Consider the following 23461-nt stretch of genomic DNA (forward strand, 5'->3'; position numbering starts at 1 on the left):
CCTCCGGCACCCCCGTCCGCCCCGCTGACCACCCCCTCGGCACCCGGCGGCCCCGGGCCCGTCATCGACCACGACGACCTGGCCCTGGACCAGGGTCGCCGGATGGTGAAGGCCGTACAACGGCGCATCGACGGCGCCGCGCTGTCCCACCTCCTCGTGACCGTGCCGATCGGGCTGATCAGCCTGGCCGTGGTCGCCCTCCTGTCCAGCCTCATCCCTGTCGTCGGGCTGGTCGTCCCGGTGGTCTGGCTGCTGTCCGGACCGCTGATCTTCAACCGCAAGGTGGAATCCGCCATCGCCCAGCGCCTTTTGGGCATGCGGAGGCCCACCCCCGAGGAGGCTCGACGGCTGGACCTGGTCTGGGAGCAGGTGACCCGGCGTGCGGGGGTGAACCGGGAGACGTACGAGCTGTGGATCCAGGAGCGCACCGAGCTGAACGCGACCGCTGCCGCCGGGCACATCGTCGCCGTCACCCGGCACGCGATGGAGCGGCTCCCCAACTCCCGCCTCGGGTCGGTGCTCGCGCACGAGCTCGGCCACCACGTGGGCGGCCACACCTGGGCGGCGATGCTGGCCGACTGGTACGCCCTGCCCGCCCGGGTGGCCGGGCGGGCCGTCGTCGCCTTCCTGTTCCTGCTCTTCCGCACGAAGCACTGGGCGGGCATCGCCTGTGGTGGCTGCCTGTCGCTGACGATCGTTCAGTTCCTCTTCGTGATGACGTTCCTGGAGGGGATGTGGTGGCTCGTCGTTCCGGTGGCGGCCGGGCCGCTGCTCGTCGCCTGGCTGCACCGGCGGGCCGAGTTCCGTGCCGACGCGTACGCGGTGGGGCTGGGCTTCGGTGAGGCGCTGGAGGACGTCCTCATGTCGGAGGCGCGGGCGGCGGCAGTGCCGGGCCTTCCCTCGCAGGGCCCGGCTCCGGCTCCGACACCCCTCGGCGTACCACCCGTTCCCCAGCAGTACCCGCCGCAGCCGTACGCGCCGCAGCAGTACCAGGGGCAGTCGGCGGGCGGCGGCCGTCTGGTGGCCAAGGCCGCACACACGAACGTCGAGGCCCGACTGCGGAACGTCCGGCTGGTCATGTCCCAGCAGCTGCCACGCTAGTGCTCTGGCCGGGCGGGAGCCGGAGCCGGCCGGCGCTCAGCGGTGGAGCAGCTCCGGCCAGTCCTGCGGGACACGGTCGGCAGGCCCCGGGGCCGGCTGGTCGGCAGGGTGGCCGGTTGGTGGGGCCAGCGCGGGCCCGGACTCGTACAGGGTGCCGGCGGGGTAGTCCCAGTACCACTCCTCGCCCGGCTCGAAGCTCTGCACCAGGGGGTGGCCGGTGGACCTCCAGTGGGCGGTGGCGTGCTGGGCGGGCGAGGAGTCGCAGCAGCCGATGTGGCCGCACTGGGCGCAGCGCCGCAGGTGGAACCACCAGCCGCCCACCGCGTCGCAGTCCGCGCAACCGGTGCCGCTGGGCGTGGCGTGCGGGTCGATTCCTTCGATCTCGCTCATGCGGGCTCCTTGGCGTTCTCGTTCCCGGCTTCGACCGGAGCGGTCAGCGGCAGCGCCTGAACCGTGTGCCGCCCGGGACGGATTCCACCCGGAGGCCGTCGTGGTGGTCGCCGACCGCTCCACCGGCACGGCCCGCGGCCCTTCCGGGGCCCCGTACACCGCCGCGCCGACCCCGGCCGGGCCGTCGGCGACGAGGTCGTGGAACTCGGCCCGCCGGGGTGGTCGCGAGCCCCGCACAGGCCGCCGGTTCGCGCGCCTCCGGCTCGCCCGGATCCGGAAGCCGTCACCGGCAGTGTGCCAGCCTCGCAGGTGCTGCAGGGCGCGGACGCGCTCCGCCATGCCGACGCGTCCCCGCACGGACCCGTAGGACCCGGCGTCGGCCGCGCTCACGTCCGCCGCGCGTCCGCTGCGGCGTCACCGCCGCGAACGGTCCGCAGCTTCCATGAATTGCAAATATCTGCAATTCAATAGATGCTGTAGGTGTTGTGCCCGCAGGTAGCCGCGGGCACAACACCTGACGTTTCCCGGAGCAGAAGGGTGCGGGACGGTGGCTGTTCCGCTGTATCAGGCGAAGGCGGACTTCTTTCGCATGCTGGGGCATCCCGTTCGGATACGGGTGCTGGAGCTGTTGCAGGGTGGTCCGCTGCCGGTGCGCGAGCTGCTGGCGGCGATCGAGGTCGAGCCGTCGGCGTTGTCGCAGCAGCTGACGGCTCTGCGCCGGTCCGGAATCGTCGTCTCGACCCGGGACGGCTCGACGGTCGTGTACGAGCTCGCTGGAGGGGACGTGGCGGCGCTGATGCTCGCGGCGCGCAAGATCCTGACGGAGGTGCTGGCCGGGCGGACCGAGCTGCTGGCGGAGCTGCGCGAGTCGGGGGACCAGCCCTCGTGAACCCGTTCGTGATCCAGGTGGCGCGCCGGGTGGGGGCGGTGCTTCCGGCGCGTGCCGATCTCGCGGTGATGGGCCGCGATCCGCGCCGGAATCTGCTGGCGGGGCTGACGGTCGCGATCGTCGCCCTGCCTCTGGCGCTCGGCTTCGGCGTTTCCTCGGGGCTCGGTGCGCAGGCGGGTCTTGCCACTGCGGTGGTCGCGGGCGCTCTGGCGGCGCTGTTCGGCGGGTCCAATCTGCAGGTCTCCGGGCCGACCGGGGCGATGACGGTGGTCCTGGTGCCGATCGTGGCGCAGTACGGGCCGGGCGGGGTGCTCACCGTCGGGTTGATGGCCGGTGTGCTGCTGGTCGGCTTGGCTCTGCTGCGGGCGGGCCGGTACATGAGGTACGTGCCGGCGCCGGTGGTGGAGGGTTTCACCCTCGGGATCGCCTGCGTCATCGGCCTCCAGCAGATCCCGAACGCGTTGGGGGTGGACAAGCCCGAGGGCGAGAAGGTCCTCCTGGTGGCCTGGCGGGCTCTGGTGGAGTTCGCGGCGTCCCCGAACTGGACCTCGATCGGGCTTTCCGCGGGTGTGGCCGCGGTGATGCTGCTGGGTGCCCGCTGGCGGCCGACGGTGCCGTTCTCGATCGTCGCAGTGATCGCCGCGACCGTGCTGGTGCAGGTCTTCGACCTGGACGGGGCAGCGCCGATCGGCGATCTGCCGTCCGGTCTGCCCGCGCCGTCCCTGTCGTTCCTCGACGTCTCCGCGGCCGGGTCGCTGCTCGCTCCGGCGGTGGCGGTCGCGGCGCTGGCGGCGCTGGAGTCGCTGCTGTCGGCGACGGTCGCGGACGGGATGACGGTCGGGCAGAAGCACGATCCGGACAAGGAGCTGTTCGGGCAGGGCATCGCGAATCTGGCCGCCCCGCTGTTCGGCGGCGTGCCCGCGACCGCGGCGATAGCCCGGACGGCGGTCAATGTCCGCACGGGAGCGTCCTCGCGGCTGGCCGCGCTGACGCATGCTGCGGTGCTCGCGGTGATCGTGTTCGCCGCCGCCCCGCTGGTTGCGAGGATTCCGCTCGCCGCGCTGGCCGGTGTGCTGCTGGCGACCGCCGTACGGATGGTCGAGGTCGGCTCGTTGCGGGCCATGGCCAGGGCCACCCGTTCCGATGCGGCCGTGCTCGTCCTGACCGCCGTGGCCACGCTCGCGCTCGACCTCGTGTACGCGGTGATCATCGGCCTTGCCGTCGCCGGTGCGCTGGCCCTGCGTGCGGTGGCCGCCCAGGCCCGGATGGACCAGGTCGACTTCCGCCCCGATCTGCCGGGCGAGCACAGCGATGAGGAGCATGCCCTGCTGGCCGAGCACATCGTCGCCTACCGCATCGACGGCCCTCTGTTCTTCGCCGGCGCCCACCGCTTCCTGCTGGAGCTGTCCGAGGTCGCCGACGTGCGGGTGGTGATCCTGCGCATGTCTCGGATCACCACGATCGACGCGACCGGAGCCCTGGTGTTGAAGGACGCGGTGGAGAAGCTGAACCGGCGGGGCATCGCGGTGATGACCTCCGGTATCCGCCCCGAGCAGCGTCAGGTGCTGGAATCCGTCGGCGCGCTGGACCTGCTCCGGAGCGGGGGCCGTGAGTACGCCACCACCCCCGAGGCCATCGCCGGGGCCCGTGAGCACCTGGAACAGGCCGGGCTGCTGCCGCACCCGCACCACCCGCACCGGATCCGAAAGGCGCCGCGATGACCGCCCCAGCCGACCGCTCGATGCTCGAAGTATCCGGCACCGAAGCCCTGTGGCTGCTGCAGGGCTCCGGCCAAGGCCGCCTCGTCTACACCCAGCGCGAGCACGCGATCGTACGGCCCGCCACCCATGTGATGGAGTACGGCCGCCTGGTGGTCCGGACACCGGTCCAGGCTGCGGTGGTCACCGGCAGGCCGGTGCTGACCTACCACGTGGACGAGATCCACGGCGCGGCACGCACCGGCTGGACGGTCACGGCCCACGGTCCCGCCGACGTCATCACCCACCCCGACGAGGCAGCCCACTACCGGCGCACCCTCGCCGGCTGGGCCCACGGGCCGCACGACACGCTGCTGCGGCTGCATCCGCAGTCCGTGGCCGGGTTCCGTCTGGCCCGCACTCTTGATGGGGCGGGCCGGTGAGCGTCCAGGTGGAGTCGCTGCCCTACCGGCACATACTGAGCCTGCCCACGACCGGTGCGGCGGTGCGCCTGGCCCGGCAGACCACGGAAGACGTACTGATCGACTGCGGCGTGGATCTTCGGCATCCGAGCGTGGGGCCGGCGCTGCTGATCGTGGCGGAGCTGGTCACCAACGCCGTCCGCCATGCCGCGGTCCTCTCGCCGACGGTCACCGTCACCTACGCCCACGGTCCGGGCGTGTTCGCGTTCGCCGTCCACGACAGCCACCCCTACCAGCCCGCCCTGTACGGGGCACTGGCCGCCGCGCCCGGCGGCGGGCTGGCCACCGTGGTGGAAATGACCATGGAGCTGGGCGGCACGGCCGTCCTGCGGCCCGATGCGGACGGGTACGGCAAGAGCATCCGGATCACCCTGCCCCTGTGAAAGCCGAGGAAGCGAGCATGACGATCGAGTGGCAGTACGCCGCCCACGAACACCTGGGGGTCCTCTCCCTGGCCGGATACCTGGGCGCGGAATCGACCGGCCGGTTCACCGGAGCCGTCGGCTGGGCCCTGGCCCGGGGCACCGGCCCGGTGATCCTGGACCTGACCAGGCTGTTGGGCTGGTCGGCGGGCGGGCAGCTGGCCGTCGCCCAGGCCGCCCGCCTGCTCGCCGAGCACGGCCGCCGCCTCGAACTCGCCGCGATTCCCGCCGACGGCTCCCTCGTTCCCGACGCCACTTGCCCCGACATCCCCGTCCACGCCGACCTGCCCGCGGCCCTGGCCGCCCACCGGTCGGTCAGGCGGGCCGGCAAGCAGTGGAGCACCGGCAACTGGCCCACCGCGCGCCCGGCCGACGCGGCCACCCTGACCTGACCTGCCCTGCCGCCGGACGGCACGCAGCAGCGGGCCGTTCGTCCCGATCGGGACGCACGAGTGTCCATCAGTTGCAGAAATCTGCAATTGTGGAGGTCACAGCATGTTGGCGGGACCCCCTCCACTCCCGGGAGTCCCACACGAGGAGTTTGGGTGGATGAGGTGCCACGCACACACAAGAGCACGGCCCAGGACGGCAGCGGGAACACGCAGGTGAGGACCCCCCTCTACCAGCTCAAGGCCGAGTTCTTCAAAACGCTCGGCCACCCGGCCCGTATCCGCGTACTGGAACTCCTCAGCGAGCGCGAGCACGCGGTGGCAGAACTGCTGCCCGAGGTCGGCATCGAGGCGGCCTCCCTGTCCCAGCAGCTCGCCGTGCTGCGCAAGGCCAACCTCGTCGCCACCCGCCGCGAGGGATCCAACGTGTACTACCGGCTCACCAGCCCCGACGTCGCCGAGCTCCTCCGCGTCGCCCGCGGGATCCTCTCCGGCGTCCTCGAAGGCCAAGCCGAAATTCTGGCCGACCTGCGCGCCGCCCGGCCCCAGCAGTCGACGCGCCCTTGAACGGCGGCCGTCTCCCGTAGCAGGGGTTCACCCGGCGCCGGCGACACCGGGTGGCTGTCACGCCCGTAAACAGCCTGATCGCGTGACAGCTCTGCGCCGGCGGGCTGGGCGCCTGACGAACGAAGGGAGACGGGCGAGGACCCCATCGTGCGCTTACAGGAATCCGGCGAACACGTGCGCCGGATCAGGTACGGGGATCCTCCGTCTCGTCGGTGCCGTCACGGGGTGCCGGTCGGCAGGAGGAAGCGGACCACGACCGCCTTCCCGCGCCCGTCGGCGGCCCGCTCGACGCGGATGTCGCCGCCGTACTCGCGCGCGAGGTCGGCCACCGTGCGCAGCCCCTGCCCGCAGGCCGGGCCCGCCGGCGCCAGAGGCCGCGGATCCCGATCGCCGACACCCACCACGAGCAGGTGATCGTTCATGGTCAAGGTGATCTCGGCGTCCGGGGAGCCGTGGGCGTGCCGGACGGCGTTGGCGACCAGCTCGCTGACCACCAGCAGCACGGCCCCGCCCAGCGACGAGTCGACCGCCACGCCGAACAGCACCAACGACCGCTCCGTACGCTCCCTGACGGCCCGCACCGAGCCCGGCGCCAGCGCAACGGTCCACACATGACGGCGCGCCTGCGCTCCCTGCCGCTCGCTCGTCTGACGCCCCACTACCCGGCCGCCGGCCGAGAGGACCGCATCGCCGGCCTCACCGGCCGCCTGCGCCGTCAACGCGGACGCCGTGGTCACGGGCCACCCGCAGCGCGTCCTCCAGCTCCTCGGCGGCTTGCGCTTCCTCGAAGGCATCGTCATCCGCCTGCGCAGCCGCCAGACGAGCCCGCGCCACCCGGACGCGCTCCAACGCCGCTTCCATGAACCCGGCCACACCCCGACCTCCGTCCACTCATATCGGAACTAGTGAATTGCATAACTCTGCAAGTCTACCGTGGGGGCAGCCCCGGCCCGCCAGGACCGGTGCGGCAGCGTCCGGCCGATCCGGGGGGACAGCGGCCGACGCGAGGCCACCAGAGGTACGTGCGCGGTGACCGCCGCGCCCGCACGCGCCGCCATTGAGTACGCGTACTCACTCAGAGCCGGGTGACGGCGCTCATGTGCCGCGCTCGTCGCCGTACTCGTTCCGGTCTCACGCTCGCAGTGGGCTCACCGTCGACGGCGACTGCTCCATGAGCCACGCGGCGCCGGCGTGCCCCGCGCCTACGACCCGGAGTGGAGGAACGGCGACGTCGGCCACGCGGGCGACGGCCGGAGGCCCCCCGCCTTCGGGCCCGTGCAACGGGGTCGGCGGGCGGCCCGCCGTCGGGTCACGACGGGACGGGGACGGCGGCGTGTGCCTCGTCGGGCTCCGGTGCCGCCCTTTCGTCGCTGAGCTGCTCACGCAGGTGGTTCCAGAACACCGCGATGAACGCGGCAGACGGGACGGCGAGCAGACTGCCCACGATGCCGGCCAGACTGCCGCCGAGCGTCACCGCCAGCAGGACGACGGCCGCGTGCAGGCCGAGTCCGCGGCTCTGGATCATGGGCTGGAACACGTTTCCCTCCAACTGCTGCACCACGACGATGATCGCCAAAACGATCAGCGCATCGGTGAGGCCGTTCGACACCAGCGCGATGAGAACGGCGACCAAGCCGGCGAACAGGGCGCCCACGATCGGCACGAACGCGGAGACGAAGGTCAGGACTGCGAGCGGAAGGACCAAGGGGACGTCGAGGACCCACAGACCCAGCCCGATGAGCACGGCGTCGAGGAGGCCGACGAAGGCCTGGCTGCGCACGAACGCTCCCAGGGTGTCCCAGCTCCTCTCCGCCACGATCGGGACGTCGACGGCGAGCCGCCCGGGGAGCTGGCGGGCGAGCCACGGCAGGAACCGGGGGCCGTCCTTCAGGAAGAAGAACATGAGGAAGAGGGCCAGGAAGGCCGTGACCACGCCGTTGAACACCGTGCCCACGCCGGTCGCGACCGCGGTGACCATGCTGCCGATGCTGCCCTGGACGCGGGCCATCGCCGTGTCGAAAGCGCCGGATATCTCGTCGTCGCCGATGTTCAGCGGCGGCCCGGCCGCCCACTCACGCAGTTGCTGGATTCCCTCGACCACGCCCTTCGAAAGCTCCCCGGATTGGGAGGTGACCGGCACCGCGATGAGCGCGATGACGCCGGCGACGAGCAGCATGAACGAGACCGTGACGGCCCCTGCCGCCAAGGCGGGAGGCCAGCCGTGACGCCGCAGGAAACGAGTCAGCGGCCAGGTCAGGGTCGTGAGGAACAGGCCCACGATGAGCGGCCAGACGACCGACCACATGCGACCCGCGATCCACAGGGTCACCCCGGCCATCAGAAGGACCAACATCGACTCGGCGGACACGCGAGCCGCTGTGCGCAGTGCGGCGGCGGCTTTGGTGGAACTCAACGTGGCGGACATGGGCCCACCCTACGGACACGCCCGTCCGCACCCGGGGCCCGCCCCCACTGCGGGGACCGCCCGCCCGGCCCGACAGCGAATCGATCGCACCGCCACGTCTCGGGGACGAGAACAGATCCGGCCGGAGCGCTGTCCTCCGGTCGCCCTGACAGACGGTGACGGGTTGCGGTCAGCTCTCGCCGGACCGCACCACGGCGACCGGGCAGTGCGCGTGGTGAAGCACCGCCTGGCTCACGGAACCCAGCAGCAGGCCCGCGAACCCGCCGCGCCCCCGTGCGCCGACGACCAGGAGCTGCGCGGTGGCGCTTGCCCCGATCAGAGCCTCTCGGGTGGCGGCGTGCACAACGCGAGGCTCGACCGGGACGTCCGGGTAACGCTCCCGATGACCTGCGAGAGCTTCGGCAAGCAGCCGCTCCTCTGCCTGGGCGAGCATGCCCGGGCGGCTCGCGTACGGTTCTGCGGGATCCTGCGGCGGAGGCACGGGGGCATTCCACGTGGTCCAGGCATGAAGGGCGACGATGCCCACGCCGCGCAGTGTGGCCTCCGCGAACGCGAAGTCCACCGCCGCCGCACCGGCCCGGGAGCCGTCGACCCCCAGGACGATCGACCCGGCAGGCTCCGGCCGGTCCCGTACCACGAGCACGGGGCATCGGCCGCGCGGGGCGAGGTGTACCGCCGTAGAGCCGACAAGCAGCCCGACGAACCCTCCGATGCCCCGGGACCCGACGACCACCAGTTCTGCGGCACGCGATCGTTCCTCCAGCACCGTCACCGGCTCCCCCGTCACCACGGCATGGGTGGCGTCCACCGACGGCGCCACGGACTTGGCGCGTTCCACCGCCTCGGTGACGAGGCCCTCTGTCATCTGCCGGACCTCGCGCTCGGCCGGCGGCGGCACCGGCGGTCCCGTCGACACGCGGACCGGCGGCCAGCGGAAGGCATGGACGATCTGAAGCCCTGCGTTCCGCCACCGGGCCTCCCTTGCAGCCGCCTCCACAGCGACAAGACTCGGTGCCGAGCCGTCCACTCCCACGATCACCAGACCACTCACGGGCCCTCCTTCGCTCGGCCGCGTGTCTCAAGCCTCACCCCGACAAGGCCGCACGGCCAACCGGTCGGCAGGTCCTCGGCCCACGCGTCGCCCGGAGCCGCCGGGCTGGGCCGTGCCACTGCGGCACAGGCTGTCATTCCGTGGCCAGCGGCGACCGTCCCAGCAACACGATGCCTGTCACGGCCGCCGCCGCTCCGAGCATCTGCACCGTCAGGGCCCGGTCGGTGAGCGCGAGCTGCTCGCCGAAGACGGCGATGCCGATGGCGACGGCGCCGACCGGCTCCAGGGTGTCGATGATCGGCAGACTGACGGCCAGAGAGCCCGCCTGGAAAGCGCTCTGTGACAGGACCAAGCTCGTCACCCCGACGGTGATCAGCGCATACGGTTCCCAGTGGAGAAGCACTTCGAGGCCGTCGGCCCGGAACCGGCCGGCCGTGCTTTTGGTCAAGCCGTCGAGAAGCGCCAGCATCGATGCCGCACAGATGGCGTATGCGGCCGTCCGCAACCGTCCGGGGCGCCACGCTCCCACGGGCGCCAGCAGGGCCACGACACCGACGACCGCCGCGAACGCAGGCAACCAGTCATGGACCGCAGGAACCGTAGCGCCAGGAGAGAGCGGCAGCACCGTCAGGAACACCGCCACGCCCCCCGCCGTGCAGACGATTCCGGTCTTCTCCCAAGGGGTCAGTCGCTCCCCCTGACGCAGGGCCAGGAACGGCAGCGCGAAGAGGAGGTCGGTTGCCGCAAGCGGCAGGACCAGGACCAAGGGGCCGAACGCGAGCGCGATACCGAGAAAGGCGAAGGAGGAGACGGAAAGCCCCAACCCCGCCAGCCATCCGGGCCGGCGGACCAGGTCGAGCAGGAGCCGCAGCCTCATCGACTTCTGCATCGACGCCTGCCGCGCCGCTTCGTGCTGCAGCACCGACCCGACACCGAAACATACGGCGGCCAGCAGGGCACTCCCCACCGCGACCACGATGCTCACGGGTCAAGGATTCCTCACCGCCACGGGACGGACCACGTCTGACGCGTCAACCATGGGCGATGACGGCGACGGGCACCGGGCAGTGGTGAATCACGGCATGGGTGAGGGACCCGATGTGCGCGCCCAGAGAGCCTTGGCGCGTACGTCGGCCGACCACCACGAGGTTCGCGTTGTCCGCGGCGTGCAGCAACAGCCGAGCCGGGCCGCCGATGGGCGATCGTTCGACGATCTCCACGGAGGGGAACTCCCGCCTCCATGGTCCCAGGGCCTCCGTAAGGCGACGTGCGATGTCCGGGCCCATCTCCCGCTCGGCTGCGACGAGCGCCGAGGCGTCACGGACCACGGGCCTGATCGACCACCCGTACAGGACCAGGACGCGGTCGCCACGGAGTACGGCCTCCTGGAAGGCGAAGTCGAGGAGCGGAGGGGAGAACCGGTCGAGGTCCACGCCGACGACCACGCCGCGCATGGGGCCGGCCGGGGCAGCAGCAGCCCCATCCGCTGCGGCCGACCCTCCCGGTGCCCGTACGAGCACGACCGGTCGCTCCGTGACGCTGATCGTCGCCATGCCGACTGACCCGAGGAGGAAACCCCTCACCCCGCCCAGTCCGCGGGAGCCGAGGACGAGGAGACCGGCCCCGGCCGCCTCGTCGGCCAGGACTTCGGCGGGCTGCCCGGACCGATGCCGGGTCTCGAGCTGCAGAGAAGGGTGCTCGCGCCGCACTGCTCCCGCAGCCTCGGCCAACAACTCCTCGGCCCATCGGCGCCGCGCTTCGGGGCTGCCGGACTGTACGGCCACCGGCCCCGGCCACTGATCTGCGTAGACGATACGCAGGTCGACCCCGCGCAGCACCGCTTCCCGCGCGGCCCAACCGGCCGCCGCAACGGCCTCGGGCGACCCGTCGACACCGACGGTCACGGGGCGGGACATGCGACGCGCTCCCTCCTGACGACCGGGGTGTGCGGCCCTCTCCCCGGGCTGCGGGGTTCGTGACGCGCGACGTGTTCTCCAGTATGCCCACGGGACCTCCCGCGGGGCGCGCCACGCTGGTCAGCGCTTGCTGCGATGCCCATCCGGTGGGTGACCACGCCGACCTCCCGGCAGGCGGGGCGATACACCGGTACCTTGTTGCATATGGGTTGCAAGAGCAAGCAATATGCGAAAGAGGTCGGCGTGGGCGCTCCGGTGGTGCTGGGCATCGAGTCGTCGTGCGACGAGACCGGGGCCGGGATCGTTTCCGGTGGGCGGCTGCTCGCGCACGTCGTGGCGTCGAGCATGGACGAGCACGCCCGGTTCGGCGGGGTCGTGCCCGAGATCGCCGCCCGCGCGCACCTCCAGGCCTTCAACCCCGTGGTCCAGGAGGCCCTCGACCAGGCGGGCTTGCGCCTGCGCGACCTCGACGCCGTCGCCGTCACGACCGGTCCGGGCCTGTCGGGCGCGCTCCAGGTCGGCCTGGCCGGCGCGAAGGCGCTCGCCTTCGCGGCCGGGGTGCCGCTGTACGGGGTGCACCACCTGGCCGGACACGTGGCGGCAGACACCCTGGAGCACGGGCCGCTGCCGAATCCGTGCATGGTGCTGATCGTGTCGGGCGGACACACCTCGCTGCTGCTCGTACGGGACCTCGTGCGCGACCCGATCCTGCACCTCGGCGACACCGTCGACGACGCGGCAGGGGAGTGCTTCGACAAGGTGGCGCGGGTGTTCGGGCTGCCCTATCCGGGCGGGCCCGCGATCGACAGGGCCGCCCGTACGGGCAACCCGTGCGCGGTGGCCTTCCCCCGCCCGCTCACCGGCCCGCGCGACGATCCGTACGCCTTCTCCTTCTCCGGCCTGAAGACCGCCGCCGCACGCTGGGCCGAACGGCACCGGCAGTCCGGTGAGGGGATCCCGGTGGCCGACGGCGCCGCCTCCCTCCAGGAGGCCGTCGCAGACGTGCTGACCCGCAAGGCGCTCGCCGCCTGCCGGGAGTACGGCGTGCGGACGCTGGTCGTGGTGGGAGGGGTCGCGGCCAACTCGCGGGTGCGGGCCCTCGCGGAAGAGCGCTGCGCGGCCGCCGGTGTCGAACTCCGGGTCCCGCCGCTGACCCTGTGCACCGACAACGGGGCGATGATCGCGGCCGTGGGCGACCTTCTCGTGCGGTCCGGCTCCCGCCCGGCACAGTTGGACATGTCCGTCGACCCCTCCGCTCCCCTCGAGTACGCCGCCCTGCACCCGGTCGCCCGGCCGGCCGCGACCGTCGCATGACCAGGCCGGCCGTCCGACCGGTGTCCGGTACGCAACTGCTCGCACGCCGCGAGGACGTCCGACGGGTGTGCGTGGAACCAGGACGCCCCTCGCCGACGGTCACCTGCGGGGGTCGGCCGGCGATGTCGCGCGCCCGCCCGACGGTCCGGTTCTGCGGCGTCCCCCTGGCCTTCGACGGAGCGGCCGTCGTCGGCGTGGCCGCCGGCTGGACGACCGCGGCCCCTTCAGGGGGAACCCCGAGCTGCTCCTGGAGGAGACCAGCGACCGGCGGACGACCACCGCCACGACCGGGTGGTGCTCCGGCCGGAACCGCTCGTCCGTCGTTCGTTCGATCCTCACCCCCACGCTGAACGGGCCTGCCGGTCCGGGAGCCCCGGCGTACATCTCGCTGACGAGTCGACGACAGCCGCGTAGCACTTGAGGACGATGCCGCGTCCGTATGGAGGCGGACTTCTCGTCCGAGAGGGAACCCCGGCCCGCGGTCGCCGTCTTGGTTCTCGTGTCGACTTGATCGTCGAGTCGACACGAGGAGGGTTGTGATGGCAGGTCAGGTGCGTAGGACGAGGCGGGCGAAGGCATCGGCGCCGGAGTACCAGGGTGCTCTCGAATCGTTGTCGGTGAACGCCTCACTGCCCGAGGTGCTGGCCCGGGGCATGGAGGAGCTGCGGACGGCGGAACGGGCCGGGGACCGACGGGAGGAGGCGCGCTGCGGGCTGGCCGTGGCGGAGGCCTGCCGCAGGCTCGGGCGCATCGAGGAGGCCGACCGGGCGTGGAAGGCGAGCTACCGAGCGGCGCGTTCGGCCGGTCACGAGGGGGCCATGGCGTGGGCTCTGTGGAGCGGCGGCACGCTTGCCCGACAGCGAGGTGCGTTCAGGCTGGCGTACCGGTTGCTGAGGCTGGCCGCCGAGATGGGCGAGCGGGGTGGTGACGTCGTCGTGCGCGGCTACTCGCTGGCGGGGCTCGCCGAGACCGGGCGCATCCAGGGCGATTACGCGGCGGTGAGGAGGCTGCACGAGCAGCTGCTTGCCGAGGCCCGCCGCCGAGGCGAGGCCCGGCATACGGTGTGGGCGCTGGAGGGCATCGCGCAGATGCACCGCAACACCGGCGAATACGACGAGGCCCTGGCCCTGTTCGAGGAGGCGGCCGACACGGCGTCCCGAGCCGAGGACCGGCGCGGCTGGGCATGGGCGCTGCGCGGCATCGCGGACGTGGTGTCCGTGCGCGACGCCGACGTGGAACGCGCCCTGTCGCTGCTGTCACAGGCGGAGGAGGCCTGCCGGGAGATGCGGCTGTCCAGCGCGCTCGCCTACAACCACAAGATGCGCGGCAACGTGCTGTACCGGGCGGGCCGCTACGAGCAGGCCCGTGAGATGTACGAGCTGGCCCTTGAGGAGTTCCAGGAGATGGACGAGCCGCGCGGGACGGCGTTGTCGCGACTGGGGCTGGTCAAGGCCTCCGCCCATCTGGGCCGCGACGCCGCGCACACTGCCGCGGACCTGGCCGAACTGCGCTCGACGCTGGACCGTATAGGGCTGCGGCATGCTCGGGACATGGTGGACAAGACAGCGGCCGAACTGGGGGTCGGGCCGCTGCCGGACCACGGCGGCCACGGGCAGGGCGCCGCGGGGCCCGTGCTGCCGGCGGTCGGGGCCGAGGCGCTTCAGGCCGCCGATGTGGAGGGCCTGCGGTGAGCGCCGTCCCGACACCGTTCTCGCCGGGCGTCGCAGTCGTGGCCGCGGTGCGTTCCTCTCGTGATCACGACATTGATCGCGAGATTGATCACGACGTCGATCACGACGCAGCACCGGCCCGTGTCCTGGAGCGTTGTCGTGAACTCGTCCGGCCTGCGCTGGTAGAGGCGGTGGGCAGCCTCCATCCGTGGACCGGTGAGATGGCGGCGTACGCGCTGGGTTGGTCCGACACGGCCGGTACTCCGGATTGCGGCGGATCCGAGGGCAAGGGAGTGCGCCAGGCGTTCACCGTGCTCGGGGCGGAGGCGGTCGGGGCTGATGGCGCGGTGGCCGTTCCCGGCGCCGTGGCCGTCGAACTCGTGCACACCTTCTCGCTCCTCCACGACGACATCATGGACGGCGACGCCCTGCGCCGGCAGCGGCCTGCGGTGTGGAAGGCATACGGGACCGGCCCGGCCGTTCTCGCCGGCGACGCGCTTCTCGCCCAGGCCGTGACCACCCTGGCCGAGGCCCCGGGCCGGCACGCGGCGGCCGCGGTCCGCTGCTTCTGCCGGACCCTGAACGCGCTGGTGTCCGGCCAGGCGCAGGACCTGCGCTTCGAACACCGTCCGTGGTATGGCCCCGGCGCAGTCGGGCTGGAGCAGTACCGGTCGATGGCCGAACACAAGACAGGCGCCCTGCTGGGCTGCGCCGTTGCGCTCGGCGGGGTCCTTGGCGGCGCCCCCGACCGGACCGTGGCCACGCTCGAACGGGCAGGCCGCCATATCGGCCTCGCCTTCCAGGCGGTGGACGACATCCTCGGCATCTGGGGCGACCCTGCCGTGACCGGCAAACCCGTCTACGCCGACCTGCGCAGAGGCAAGAAGACCTACCCGATGCTCGCCGCACTGGCCGGTGGAGGCAGGGCCGCGCACGAACTGGCGGCGCTGCTCGACCCTCCCCAGCCGATCGACCACGAGGCCGCCGCACACGTCGCGGCACTCGTGGAGGAGCTGGGCGGGCGGACCGCGACCCGCGACGAAGCGCGCCGGCACCTGGACACCGCCCGCCGCGCGCTGCGCGACGCGTCCCTCACGCACACCGCCGTACAGCAATTGGACAGGCTGTTCACGTACGTGCTCGACCGGACCAGGTGATCGCCGTTCCGCCTTTGTGATCACCTCGTCGGTGACGGCTCGACGACCGGGGCCCGCAGCGGAGCGCGGAAGGACAGCGGACCGAGCGTGGGCGTCACCGCCGCCTCCGTACGCGCCGGGGCCGCGCCCGGGCAGCGGTGGCGCCCCATGCCGAGGGCGAGGTGGTGGCGGATGCTCGCGCGGCCGGGGACCGTCTGCCCAGGGGAGTCGAAGACGTCCGGGTCCGAGCCGCTGCCCATGAGTATCAGCAGCAGCCACACCGCCACCCAGCTCCAGCGGGTGTGCGGTGACCCGGCGCCACGAGGCGACGGGTGGCTCGCGCCGCAGGCGGCTGTTGTGGCCTCGCCCGCACTGCCCGGACCCCACCCGCGACCTGACGGCCGCCCGAACCCACGGCATCGTCGACGCGCTCGCCGAGGGCGGCCTCAAGTGTGGGGCCGACAAGGCGTACCAGGGTGCGGGCAGCTCGATCCGAGTCCCCTTCCGGGCCCCCGGCTCAAGCGGTGGCAGCGTCGGCACAACAGCACGCACGCCAAGATCCGCTGCCCCGGCGAACAGGCCACGGCCACCCTGAAGAGCTGGCGCCTACTGCGGAAACTCCGCTGCAGCACCAACCGCATCCGTGCGTCAGCGTGAGGTTGGAAAAGGCTCACTGAAGAATGCGGGCGCGGTCCACGGGCCGGATGGCGCCGATTGAAGCGCCTTCGCGGGCGATCCAGTTCAGAGCCTGCCTGGCCTTGTGCAGCGTGTCCATGCCCGTCCATGCCCATGGTCCGGACCATCGCATGCGCGGCCAGGCTGTGCAGCGTGCCGCCCAGCAGCTTGTCGGCAGGAACCGAGGCGACGGCAGAGCTTCGTGGTGTGCGGTCGCGGCCCCTTGCGCAGCACCTCCTGGTACGCCTCGCCCAAGGCGCTCAGAAGAACCCGAGCTTCTTCGGCGAGTAGCTGACCAGCAGGTTCTTGGTCGACTGGTAGTGGTCCAGCATCATCTTGTGGGTCTCCCGGACGATGCCCGACTGCTTGGAGCCGCCGAAGGCCGCGTGGGCGGAGTTCGATCGAACTCCGTATAGCGTCCGCAGCTGCTTCGGCGGCCCGCGTGTCCGCTCCGTCCAGAACAAGCGCGCCGGGCAGGTTCCTGACCCGGCCGCCCGTTCCCACCGGCCGCCCGTTCCCACCGGGCGGCCGGGTCACGCCGGAGGCATCCCACGGCCCGTCGGGTCAGACGGCGGCCGGCTGCTTCCCGGCAAGGGAGGCGGAGGCGGAGGGCGCCGGGGCGGCGGACTTCCGCGGTGCCTTGAGCAGCAACACCACCGCCGTGGTGACCACCGTGCCCGCCACGACCGCAACCAGGTAGAGGAACGGGCTGCCGATCAGGGGGAGCACCCAGATCCCGCCGTGCGGGGCACGCAGGGTGGAGCCGAAGGCCATCGCCAGGCCACCGGCGGTCATGCTGCCGGCGATGCCCGCCGGGATGACTCGCAGCGGGTCGGCCGCCGCGAACGGGATCGCGCCCTCGGTGATGAACGAGGCGCCGAGCACCCAGGCTGCCTTCCCGTTCTCCTGCTCCTCGGGGGTGAACAGCCTGCGCCGGACGACGGTCGCCAGGGCCATGCCCAGCGGCGGGGTCATGCCGGCGGCCATCACGGCAGCCATCACCTTGAGGCTGCCGGCGTCCGGGGTGGTACCCGCGGTGGTGAGCACACCGGCCGCGAAGGTGTAGGCGACCTTGTTGAGCGGACCTCCCATGTCGAAGGCCATCATCGCGCCGAGCAGCACGCCGAGCAGGATCGCGTTGGAGCCGGAGAGACCGTTCAGCCAGTCGGTCAGGCCGTTCATCGCCGAGGCGATCGGCGAGCCGACCACCACGAACATCAGGAAGCCGACCGCCGCCACGGACAGCAGCGGAATCACCACGACCGGCATGATGCCCTTGATCGCCCGGGGCACGTTCCAGTGGATCATCCAGAGCACCAGGAAGCCCGCGGCCAGGCCTGACACGATGCCGCCGAGGAAGCCCGCGCCGACCGCCACAGAGACGGCACCGCCGACGATGCCGGCGGCCAGTGCCGCCCGGTCCGCGATCGCCCAGGCGACGTACCCGGAGAGGACGGGGACCAGGAAGCCGAAGGAGGTCTTGCCGGTCTGGAACAGCATCGCCGCCCAGCTGTGCGAGGAGGTCCAGTCGAAGTGGCCCAGTACGGACGGCGCGGAGGCGATCTGGTAGCCGCCTATCGCGAAGGCGAGCGCGATCAGCAGTCCGCCGGCCGCGACGAACGGGATCATGTAGCTGACGCCCGTCATCAGGTACGTGCGCAGCCGCTGCCCCCAGTGCTCGCCCGCAGGTGCGCTCGGCGCGGCGACCGGAGTGGTGGCGGTACGCGCGCCGCCGCCGGCTTCGGTGACCAGTCCGGAGGCCTGGGCGATCAGGTCGTCGGCACGGTTGACCCCGGCCTTGACGCCCACGTCCACGGTCGGCTTGCCGGCAAAGCGGGCCCGGTCCCGTATCTCCACGTCATGGGCGAAGATCACCGCGTCGGCTGCCGCGATGACCTCGGGGTCGAGCGGCGTCGTCCCGGCCGACCCCTGGGTCTCGACCTGGATCCGCGCGCCCGCCCGGGCGGCGGCCAGTTCCAGGGCCCTGGCGGCCATGTACGTGTGGGCGATGCCCGTCGGGCAGGAGGTCACCGCGACGAGCCGCAGCCCGCCGTCGGAGGCGGCCGTCTCCGCAGCGGCGGTCGTCCTCAGGACCCCGACCGCCTCTGAAGCCTCGGCCGTTTCCGGGACGGCAGCCGGCGGCTCCTCGCCGTTGATCCGCGCCGCGACCGCGCTCGGGCTCTCGGCGTCGCGCAGGGCGCCGGTGAAGGCGGGGTCCATGAGGCGGCGGGCCAGCGCGGCGAGGATCTGCAGATGAGTGTCGTCCGCACCGGCCGGAGCGGCGATCATGAAGATCAGGTCGGCGGGCCGTCCGTCCGGGGCGTCGAAGTCCACACCCCGGGCACTGCGGCCGAAGGCCAGGCTCGGCTGTGTGACGTGGGGCGATCGGCAGTGCGGTATGCCGATCCCGTCACCCATTCCGGTCGGGGCCTGGGCCTCCCGGGCGGCGACGTCGGCGAGGAAGCCGTCGAGGTCGGTGACCCGGCCCTCGGCGACCAGCCGCTGGGCGAGGACGCGGAGGGCTTCGTTCTTGTCCTCGGGGGCGAGGTAGAGATCGACGAGTGCGGGTGTGATCAGCCCGCCGGTCTCGCTCATCGTGTCGGTCATCGTGTCGATCCTTCGACTGGTTCCTGACAGTGTCCCTTGCCCCCGGGAATCGGTGCCCTTCCGTCCCACACGGTCGGGCGTACCACCTCCTGAGGACGACGCCGTCCCCAGGAGGTCGTTCTCAACCGCGGAGCGGTCGGTCGAGCGGGAGGTCCGCCGTCACGACCACCGCGGCCGGGTCCAGATGGGCCGGGGTCGGCATGAGGCTCCCCGGCAGTTGTACGGCGGCGGCGCCGTGCGCCAGGGCCGCCACGAGGGCCTCGGGGCCGGTGCCGCCGGCGCCGAGGAAGCCCGCGAGCGAGGCGTCGCCCGCTCCCACGTCGCTGCGGACGGCGGCGACCGGTGCGCTGCCGTACCAGCTTTCCTCGGCGACGAGCAGCATCCCGTCCGCACCGAGGCTGGCGAGGACCTGCTGGGCGCCGCGCTCGCGCAGCTCCCCGGCCGCGTCCACGGCGTCGCCGACGGTGCGGACCGGGCGGCCCACGGCCTCTGCGAGTTCCTCCCGGTTGGGCTTGACCACGTCGGGGCGGGCCGAGAGCGCGGCCAGCAGCGCGGGACCGGAGGTGTCGAGGGCGATCCGGGCACCACCCGAGTGCACCTGGGCGACCACTTCCGCGTACCACTCGGGTGCGAGACCGCGCGGCAGGCTGCCGCAGCAGGCGAGCCACCGCACGTCGCTCCCGGTGCCCTGGCCGGTCTTCTGGGCGTCGCGGACGAGCGCGAGCAGTGCGGCCGACTCGGCGGCGCTGAGTTCGGGGCCCACGGCGTTGATCTTCGTGAGGCTGCCGCCGTCCTCGGCGATCGAGACGTTGATGCGGGTGTCGCCCGAGATCGCGACCGCCGCGACATCGATGCCCTGGCGGCGCAACAGGTCGGCGAGCAGTTGCCCGGAGAGGCCGCCCAGGGGAAGGACCGCGCTGGTGCGGTGGCCGGCGGCCGTGAGCGCGCGGGAGACGTTGACGCCCTTGCCGCCCGGATCGAGCCGGTCGTGCGAGGCCCGGTTGACCTCGCCCGGGACGAGGGTTCCCAGTTCGTAGGTGCGATCGAGGCTGGGGTTCGGGGTGATGGTGACGATCATGCGCGGATGACTTCCGGTCCGTGGTTCTCGATCCCGGCGGCCTGCTCGTCCGTCAGCCCGGTGTCCGTGACCAGCACGTCCACCTGGTCCAGCGAGCCGAAGCGGGCGAAGTGGCGGGCGCCGTACTTGGAGGAGTCGGCCACCAGGACGACCCGCCGGGCACCGGTGAGCATGGCCCGCTTCACGGCTGCCTCGGCGAGGTCCGGCGTCGAGAGGCCGCCCTCCGGGGAGAAGCCGTTGGTGGCGATCACCGCGAGGTCCGCGTGGACGTCCGCCAGGTCGCGCAGCGCCCACGCGTCGACGGCGGCCTGGGTGCGGTGGCGCAGTCGGCCGCCCACCAGGTGGAGGGTGAGCCCGGGGTGGTCGGCCAGTCGGGCGGCGACCGGGAGCGCGTTGGTGACGACGGTGAGGCTGCAGTCGGCGGGCAGCAGGCCGGCCAGCCGGGAGACGGTCGTCCCGGCGTCAAGGATCACGCTGCCCTCCGCGGGCAGCAGGTCGAGGGCCGCCTTGGCGATGCGTTCCTTCTCGGTCGCGGCCGTGGAGTCCCGTTCGGCCAGACCGGGCTCCAGGTGCAGCGCGCCGGCGGGCAGCGCGCCGCCGTGCACCCGGTGCAGCAGACCGGCCCGGTCGAGGGCGCTCAGGTCACGCCGGATGGTCTCCTGCGTGACGCCGAAGTCCTCGGCGAGTGTCGGCACGTCCACCCTGCCCTGCTTCTGCGCGAGGCGGAGGATCTCTTGCTGCCGCTCGGGTGCGTACATGTGGGATTGGGTCCGTTTCATGTCTGTTCACGCTTGCTTCAGGCCGACCATACGCGCTCCGACCGAAAAGGCAAGAGGTCGTGCGGGCTTCGTGCTCATCTTTGAGTTTGTCCGAATGTGTTGACATCGCTCGACGATCGGACGTAGAACCAATCGAAACAACACGTTCACGGGCTTGAAACCACGGTCCGCCCGGTCCTCCGCCACCGCCCCCGTACTGCGGAGACCTGGTTCCGATCACCGTGGCCCACTCCCCGGCCGACCCGGATCCCACCCGGGTCGGCGCTCGTCTCTCCTCCACTCATCTCCTCCAAGGACCTCCCATGCACTCGATCCAGGTCACCGTCGGCTCCCGGAGCGGCCTGCACGCCCGCCCGGCCTCGCTGTTCGTCCAGGCCGCCGCCCGCCAGCCGGCCAAGGTCACCGTCGGCCGCCCGGGGCAGGTCCCGGTCGACGCCCGCAGCCTGCTCTCCGTCCTCGCCCTCGCCGCCGGTTGCGGCGAGGCCCTGGAGCTCACCGCGACCGGCGACCAGGCCCAGGACTCGCTGAAGGCGCTCGCCGACCTGCTCGCCTCCGACCTCGACGCAGCGGCATGAGCGATCCGATCCGCGGGATCGGCGTCGGCACGGGCAGCGCGGCGGGCCCGGTCGCCCGGATGGCGTCCGTACCCGCGCTGCCCGCACCGAGGCCCGTCGCCGACCCGGCCGCCGAGGCGGCGGCGGTCCGCGCCGCCCTCGGTGCGGTCGTCACCGATCTGGACGAGCGAGCCGCCCGCGTGCGCGGCCCCGGTTCCGACGTGCTCGCCGCGCAGGCCATGATGGCCGCCGATCCGGTCCTGGCCGACGCGGCGGCCGCCCTGGCCGAACGGGGCACCGACGGCGCCCACGCGCTCGCCACCGCCTTCGACGGATTCCGCACCGCGCTGGTCGCCGCCGGCGGTCATTTCGCGGAACGCGTCGCCGACCTGGACGACCTGCGCGACCGTGCGGTGGCGCACCTGCTGGGCCTGCCCGTGCCCGGTCTGCCCGACCCGGGACACCCGTACGTCCTGGTCGCCGAGGACCTGGCGCCCGCCGACACGGCGCTGCTCGACCCCGCCCGCGTGCTGGCCCTGGTCACCGTCCGCGGCGGGCCGACCAGTCACACGGCCATCCTCGCCAAGGCACTCGGCGTCCCCGCCGTGGTCGGCTGCGCCGGTGCCATGGAACTCGACGACGGCCGGCAGGTCCTGGTGCACGGCGCGGACGGCGTGGTCGAGCCCGACCCTAGCCCGGAGTCCCTCGGGCGGGCCGCCGAACGGGAGCGCCGTCGCCGCGAGCTGACGGCCCGGGTCCAGGGGCCGGGCCGGACGGCGGACGGCCATCCGGTCGCACTCCTCGTCAACCTCGGGGCGCCGCACGAGCTGGCCGGCGCGGCCGCGGCCGACGCCGAGGGCGTGGGCCTGTTCCGCACCGAGTTCCTCTTCCTGGACCGCGCCGAGGCACCCGGCCTCGCCGAACAGGCCGCCGCCTACCGGCAGGTCTTCGCGGCCTTCGCCGGCCGCCGGGTCGTCGTCCGCACACTCGACGCGGGGGCGGACAAACCGCTGCTCTTCGCCACGGCCGCCGATGAGGATAACCCGGCCCTCGGCGTCCGCGGCCTGCGGACGGCCGCCCGTGACCCCCAGCTGTTGGAGACCCAGCTCGCCGCGATCGCCGAGGCCGCCGAGGACGGCGCCGCCCAGGTCTGGGTGATGGCCCCGATGGTGTCGGTCCCGTCTGAGGCGGCCGAGTTCGCCGCCCGGGTCCGCGCGCACGGCCTGCCGCTGGCCGGCGCCATGATCGAGGTCCCGGCGGCCGCCCTGCGGACCGACCGGCTGGCGGAGGCCTGCGACTTCTTCAGCATCGGTACCAACGACCTGGCCCAGTACACCTTCGCGGCCGACCGCACGCTCGGCTCCCTCGCCGAGCTCCTCGACCCGTGGCAGCCGGCCCTGCTCACGCTGGTCGCCTCCGCCGCTCGGTCCGCAGCCGAACACGGCCGTCCGATCGGCGTGTGCGGTGAGGCGGCCGCCGACCCGACGCTCGCCCTGGTGCTGGTCGGGCTCGGCATCACCAGCCTGTCGGCCGCGCCCGCCTCGCTCCCCGAGGTACGGGCGGCACTGGCCGCCCACACCCTCGCGGAGTGCCGCGAACTCGCCCAGCTGGCCCTGCTCGCCGATGACGCCGCCGATGCCCGCGGCAAGGTCCGGTCGAGGGTCGCGGGAGGCGGATGAGAAGCGGCGCGACCGACGCGGCTCCCCGCGGCGGCAACGACGACGGACCGCGGGGCCCCGTCCGGGAGACGGCGACGGCCATCCGCCGAACCTGTTCCGCCTCCGGCGAGGCGGTCGGGCAGGGACGCACGCCCCGGCCGGTTCGGAGACCGTAGCTCTCCAGGGTGCTGTACGCCGCGCCGGCGGGGCCGCTGTTCCGGTTGAACCAGGCGAGGACGGAACCTCGCCCCCGAGCCGGAGTCCGGGAGCAGGCAACGCACCGTCGGGGCCGGGGACTTGGTCCGTGACCGGTCCGGAAGAGCTGATCAGGAGCGGGACACCGGTGGGATGAACTGGGAGTCCCAGCGTCAACGCACCCCCTCCTCATGTGGGGCGAGCGTGAGGCGCCTGCCGGGCAAGAACCCAGGTCAGGCCCCTCTTTTCGTGACCCTGGAAGAACCCGAGCTTCTTCGGCGAGTAGCTGACCAGCATGTTCTTCGTCTGCTGGTGGTGCAGCAGCTGCACCCATGCTGAGCAGGAAAGACAGTAGTTGGCTTGCACTGCTGGAGGGGGCTGGTCCGGAAATGGTCCGGATCTCGGCCCGGGCGGTCGTAGGGCGAAGCGGACGGGCTGGAATGGGAGTCCCAAATCCGTTGCTCGG

Annotated in this window: 24 protein-coding genes and 1 pseudogene; 13 read left to right on the forward strand and 12 right to left on the reverse strand. The window is 72.6% G+C overall.

All coding sequences use genetic code 11. The features are described 5' to 3' along the window. Positions 1-1101 (forward strand): M48 family metalloprotease (locus HYE82_RS13840; RefSeq protein ID WP_179174326.1); only part of this gene is annotated, 1101 nt, incomplete at its 5' end. A 36-nt stretch (positions 1102-1137) separates the two neighbouring features. Here the strand turns inward: HYE82_RS13840 and HYE82_RS13845 are convergent. Next, the gene (locus tag HYE82_RS13845) at positions 1138-1491 is read right to left on the reverse strand and encodes a UBP-type zinc finger domain-containing protein (protein ID WP_179174327.1); all 354 of its coding nucleotides are present in this window, start codon (positions 1489-1491) and stop codon (positions 1138-1140) included. 547 nt (positions 1492-2038) lie between these two features. Between HYE82_RS13845 and HYE82_RS13850 the strand changes: the two genes are divergently transcribed. The 6 genes from HYE82_RS13850 (at position 2039) to HYE82_RS13875 (ending at position 5937) form a co-directional block, all read left to right on the forward strand. After that, positions 2039-2380 (forward strand): metalloregulator ArsR/SmtB family transcription factor, encoded by a 342-nt coding sequence (locus HYE82_RS13850; protein ID WP_179174328.1) that lies wholly within the window; start codon positions 2039-2041, stop codon positions 2378-2380. Continuing rightward, complete coding sequence (locus HYE82_RS13855; protein WP_309144313.1) at positions 2377-4101, forward strand: SulP family inorganic anion transporter; 1725 nt, start codon at positions 2377-2379, stop codon at positions 4099-4101. The genes HYE82_RS13850 and HYE82_RS13855 overlap by 4 nt, the downstream gene beginning before the upstream one ends. Continuing rightward, positions 4098-4520 (forward strand): pyridoxamine 5'-phosphate oxidase family protein, encoded by a 423-nt coding sequence (locus HYE82_RS13860; protein ID WP_256987193.1) that lies wholly within the window; start codon positions 4098-4100, stop codon positions 4518-4520. The genes HYE82_RS13855 and HYE82_RS13860 overlap by 4 nt, the downstream gene beginning before the upstream one ends. Beyond that, positions 4517-4942 carry an ATP-binding protein gene (locus tag HYE82_RS13865; protein WP_179174329.1) on the forward strand — a complete coding sequence of 142 codons (426 nt, stop codon included), beginning with the start codon at positions 4517-4519 and terminating at the stop codon, positions 4940-4942. Before HYE82_RS13860 ends, HYE82_RS13865 begins: the two co-directional genes overlap by 4 nt. A gap of 17 nt (positions 4943-4959) precedes the next feature. Then, positions 4960-5373: an STAS domain-containing protein gene (locus HYE82_RS13870; protein WP_179174330.1), complete on the forward strand. Its 414-nt coding sequence runs from the start codon at positions 4960-4962 to the stop codon at positions 5371-5373. 213 nt (positions 5374-5586) lie between these two features. Beyond that, complete coding sequence (locus HYE82_RS13875) at positions 5587-5937, forward strand: helix-turn-helix transcriptional regulator (RefSeq protein WP_179174346.1); 351 nt, start codon at positions 5587-5589, stop codon at positions 5935-5937. A gap of 218 nt (positions 5938-6155) precedes the next feature. Here HYE82_RS13875 and HYE82_RS13880 read toward each other — a convergent pair whose 3' ends face one another. The 6 genes from HYE82_RS13880 to HYE82_RS13905 form a co-directional block, all read right to left on the reverse strand. After that, on the reverse strand, positions 6156-6482 hold the full coding sequence (locus HYE82_RS13880; protein ID WP_309144314.1) for an ATP-binding protein: 327 nt from the start codon (positions 6480-6482) through the stop codon (positions 6156-6158). A 151-nt stretch (positions 6483-6633) separates the two neighbouring features. Beyond that, positions 6634-6810: a hypothetical protein gene (locus HYE82_RS13885; RefSeq protein WP_179174331.1), complete on the reverse strand. Its 177-nt coding sequence runs from the start codon at positions 6808-6810 to the stop codon at positions 6634-6636. Positions 6811-7246: 436 nt separating this feature from the next. Next, positions 7247-8362: an AI-2E family transporter gene (locus HYE82_RS13890; protein ID WP_179174332.1), complete on the reverse strand. Its 1116-nt coding sequence runs from the start codon at positions 8360-8362 to the stop codon at positions 7247-7249. A gap of 169 nt (positions 8363-8531) precedes the next feature. Continuing rightward, the gene (locus HYE82_RS13895; protein WP_179174333.1) at positions 8532-9413 is read right to left on the reverse strand and encodes a universal stress protein; all 882 of its coding nucleotides are present in this window, start codon (positions 9411-9413) and stop codon (positions 8532-8534) included. A gap of 133 nt (positions 9414-9546) precedes the next feature. Next, entirely contained in the window at positions 9547-10398 is an 852-nt protein-coding gene (locus HYE82_RS13900) for a DMT family transporter (RefSeq protein ID WP_179174334.1), read from the reverse strand. A gap of 46 nt (positions 10399-10444) precedes the next feature. Beyond that, positions 10445-11329 (reverse strand): universal stress protein, encoded by an 885-nt coding sequence (locus HYE82_RS13905; RefSeq protein ID WP_179174335.1) that lies wholly within the window; start codon positions 11327-11329, stop codon positions 10445-10447. 255 nt (positions 11330-11584) lie between these two features. On the opposite strand from HYE82_RS13905, the gene tsaD reads away from it, so the two are divergent. The 3 genes from tsaD to HYE82_RS13920 all read left to right on the forward strand — a co-directional run bounded on the left by tsaD (position 11585) and on the right by HYE82_RS13920 (position 15470). After that, positions 11585-12643: a tRNA (adenosine(37)-N6)-threonylcarbamoyltransferase complex transferase subunit TsaD gene (tsaD, locus tag HYE82_RS13910; RefSeq protein ID WP_179174348.1), complete on the forward strand. Its 1059-nt coding sequence runs from the start codon at positions 11585-11587 to the stop codon at positions 12641-12643. 539 nt (positions 12644-13182) lie between these two features. Beyond that, complete coding sequence (locus HYE82_RS13915; protein ID WP_179174336.1) at positions 13183-14334, forward strand: tetratricopeptide repeat protein; 1152 nt, start codon at positions 13183-13185, stop codon at positions 14332-14334. Between the two features lie 83 nt (positions 14335-14417). Beyond that, positions 14418-15470, forward strand: a complete 1053-nt coding sequence (locus tag HYE82_RS13920; protein WP_309144315.1) for a polyprenyl synthetase family protein — start codon at positions 14418-14420, stop codon at positions 15468-15470. A gap of 20 nt (positions 15471-15490) precedes the next feature. Here HYE82_RS13920 and HYE82_RS13925 read toward each other — a convergent pair whose 3' ends face one another. Continuing rightward, positions 15491-15736, reverse strand: coding sequence for a hypothetical protein (locus HYE82_RS13925; RefSeq protein WP_179174337.1), 246 nt, complete (start codon positions 15734-15736; stop codon positions 15491-15493). A gap of 104 nt (positions 15737-15840) precedes the next feature. Between HYE82_RS13925 and HYE82_RS38015 the strand changes: the two are divergent. Then, positions 15841-16106 (forward strand): annotated as a pseudogene (locus tag HYE82_RS38015) (transposase family protein); the annotation flags it as partial. Positions 16107-16384: 278 nt separating this feature from the next. Here HYE82_RS38015 and HYE82_RS13930 read toward each other — a convergent pair. The 4 genes from HYE82_RS13930 to HYE82_RS13945 form a co-directional block, all read right to left on the reverse strand. Further along, positions 16385-16588, reverse strand: a complete 204-nt coding sequence (locus HYE82_RS13930) for a hypothetical protein (protein ID WP_179174325.1) — start codon at positions 16586-16588, stop codon at positions 16385-16387. A 100-nt stretch (positions 16589-16688) separates the two neighbouring features. Next, complete coding sequence (locus tag HYE82_RS13935) at positions 16689-18719, reverse strand: fructose-specific PTS transporter subunit EIIC (RefSeq protein ID WP_179174350.1); 2031 nt, start codon at positions 18717-18719, stop codon at positions 16689-16691. A 133-nt stretch (positions 18720-18852) separates the two neighbouring features. Continuing rightward, positions 18853-19809, reverse strand: coding sequence for a 1-phosphofructokinase (gene pfkB, locus HYE82_RS13940; protein WP_179174338.1), 957 nt, complete (start codon positions 19807-19809; stop codon positions 18853-18855). Then, the gene (locus HYE82_RS13945; protein WP_179174351.1) at positions 19806-20567 is read right to left on the reverse strand and encodes a DeoR/GlpR family DNA-binding transcription regulator; all 762 of its coding nucleotides are present in this window, start codon (positions 20565-20567) and stop codon (positions 19806-19808) included. Before HYE82_RS13945 ends, pfkB begins: the two co-directional genes overlap by 4 nt. 323 nt (positions 20568-20890) lie before the next feature. Between HYE82_RS13945 and HYE82_RS13950 the strand changes: the two genes are divergently transcribed. Together HYE82_RS13950 and ptsP are read left to right on the forward strand one after the other, a co-directional pair. Then, positions 20891-21163 (forward strand): HPr family phosphocarrier protein, encoded by a 273-nt coding sequence (locus tag HYE82_RS13950; RefSeq protein ID WP_179174339.1) that lies wholly within the window; start codon positions 20891-20893, stop codon positions 21161-21163. Next, positions 21160-22821, forward strand: coding sequence for a phosphoenolpyruvate--protein phosphotransferase (ptsP, locus tag HYE82_RS13955; protein ID WP_179174340.1), 1662 nt, complete (start codon positions 21160-21162; stop codon positions 22819-22821). The genes HYE82_RS13950 and ptsP overlap by 4 nt, the downstream gene beginning before the upstream one ends. Positions 22822-23461 lie beyond the last annotated feature (640 nt).

The organism is Streptomyces sp. BR123 (assembly GCF_013401435.1).
Classification (GTDB): Bacteria; Actinomycetota; Actinomycetes; order Streptomycetales; family Streptomycetaceae; genus Streptomyces.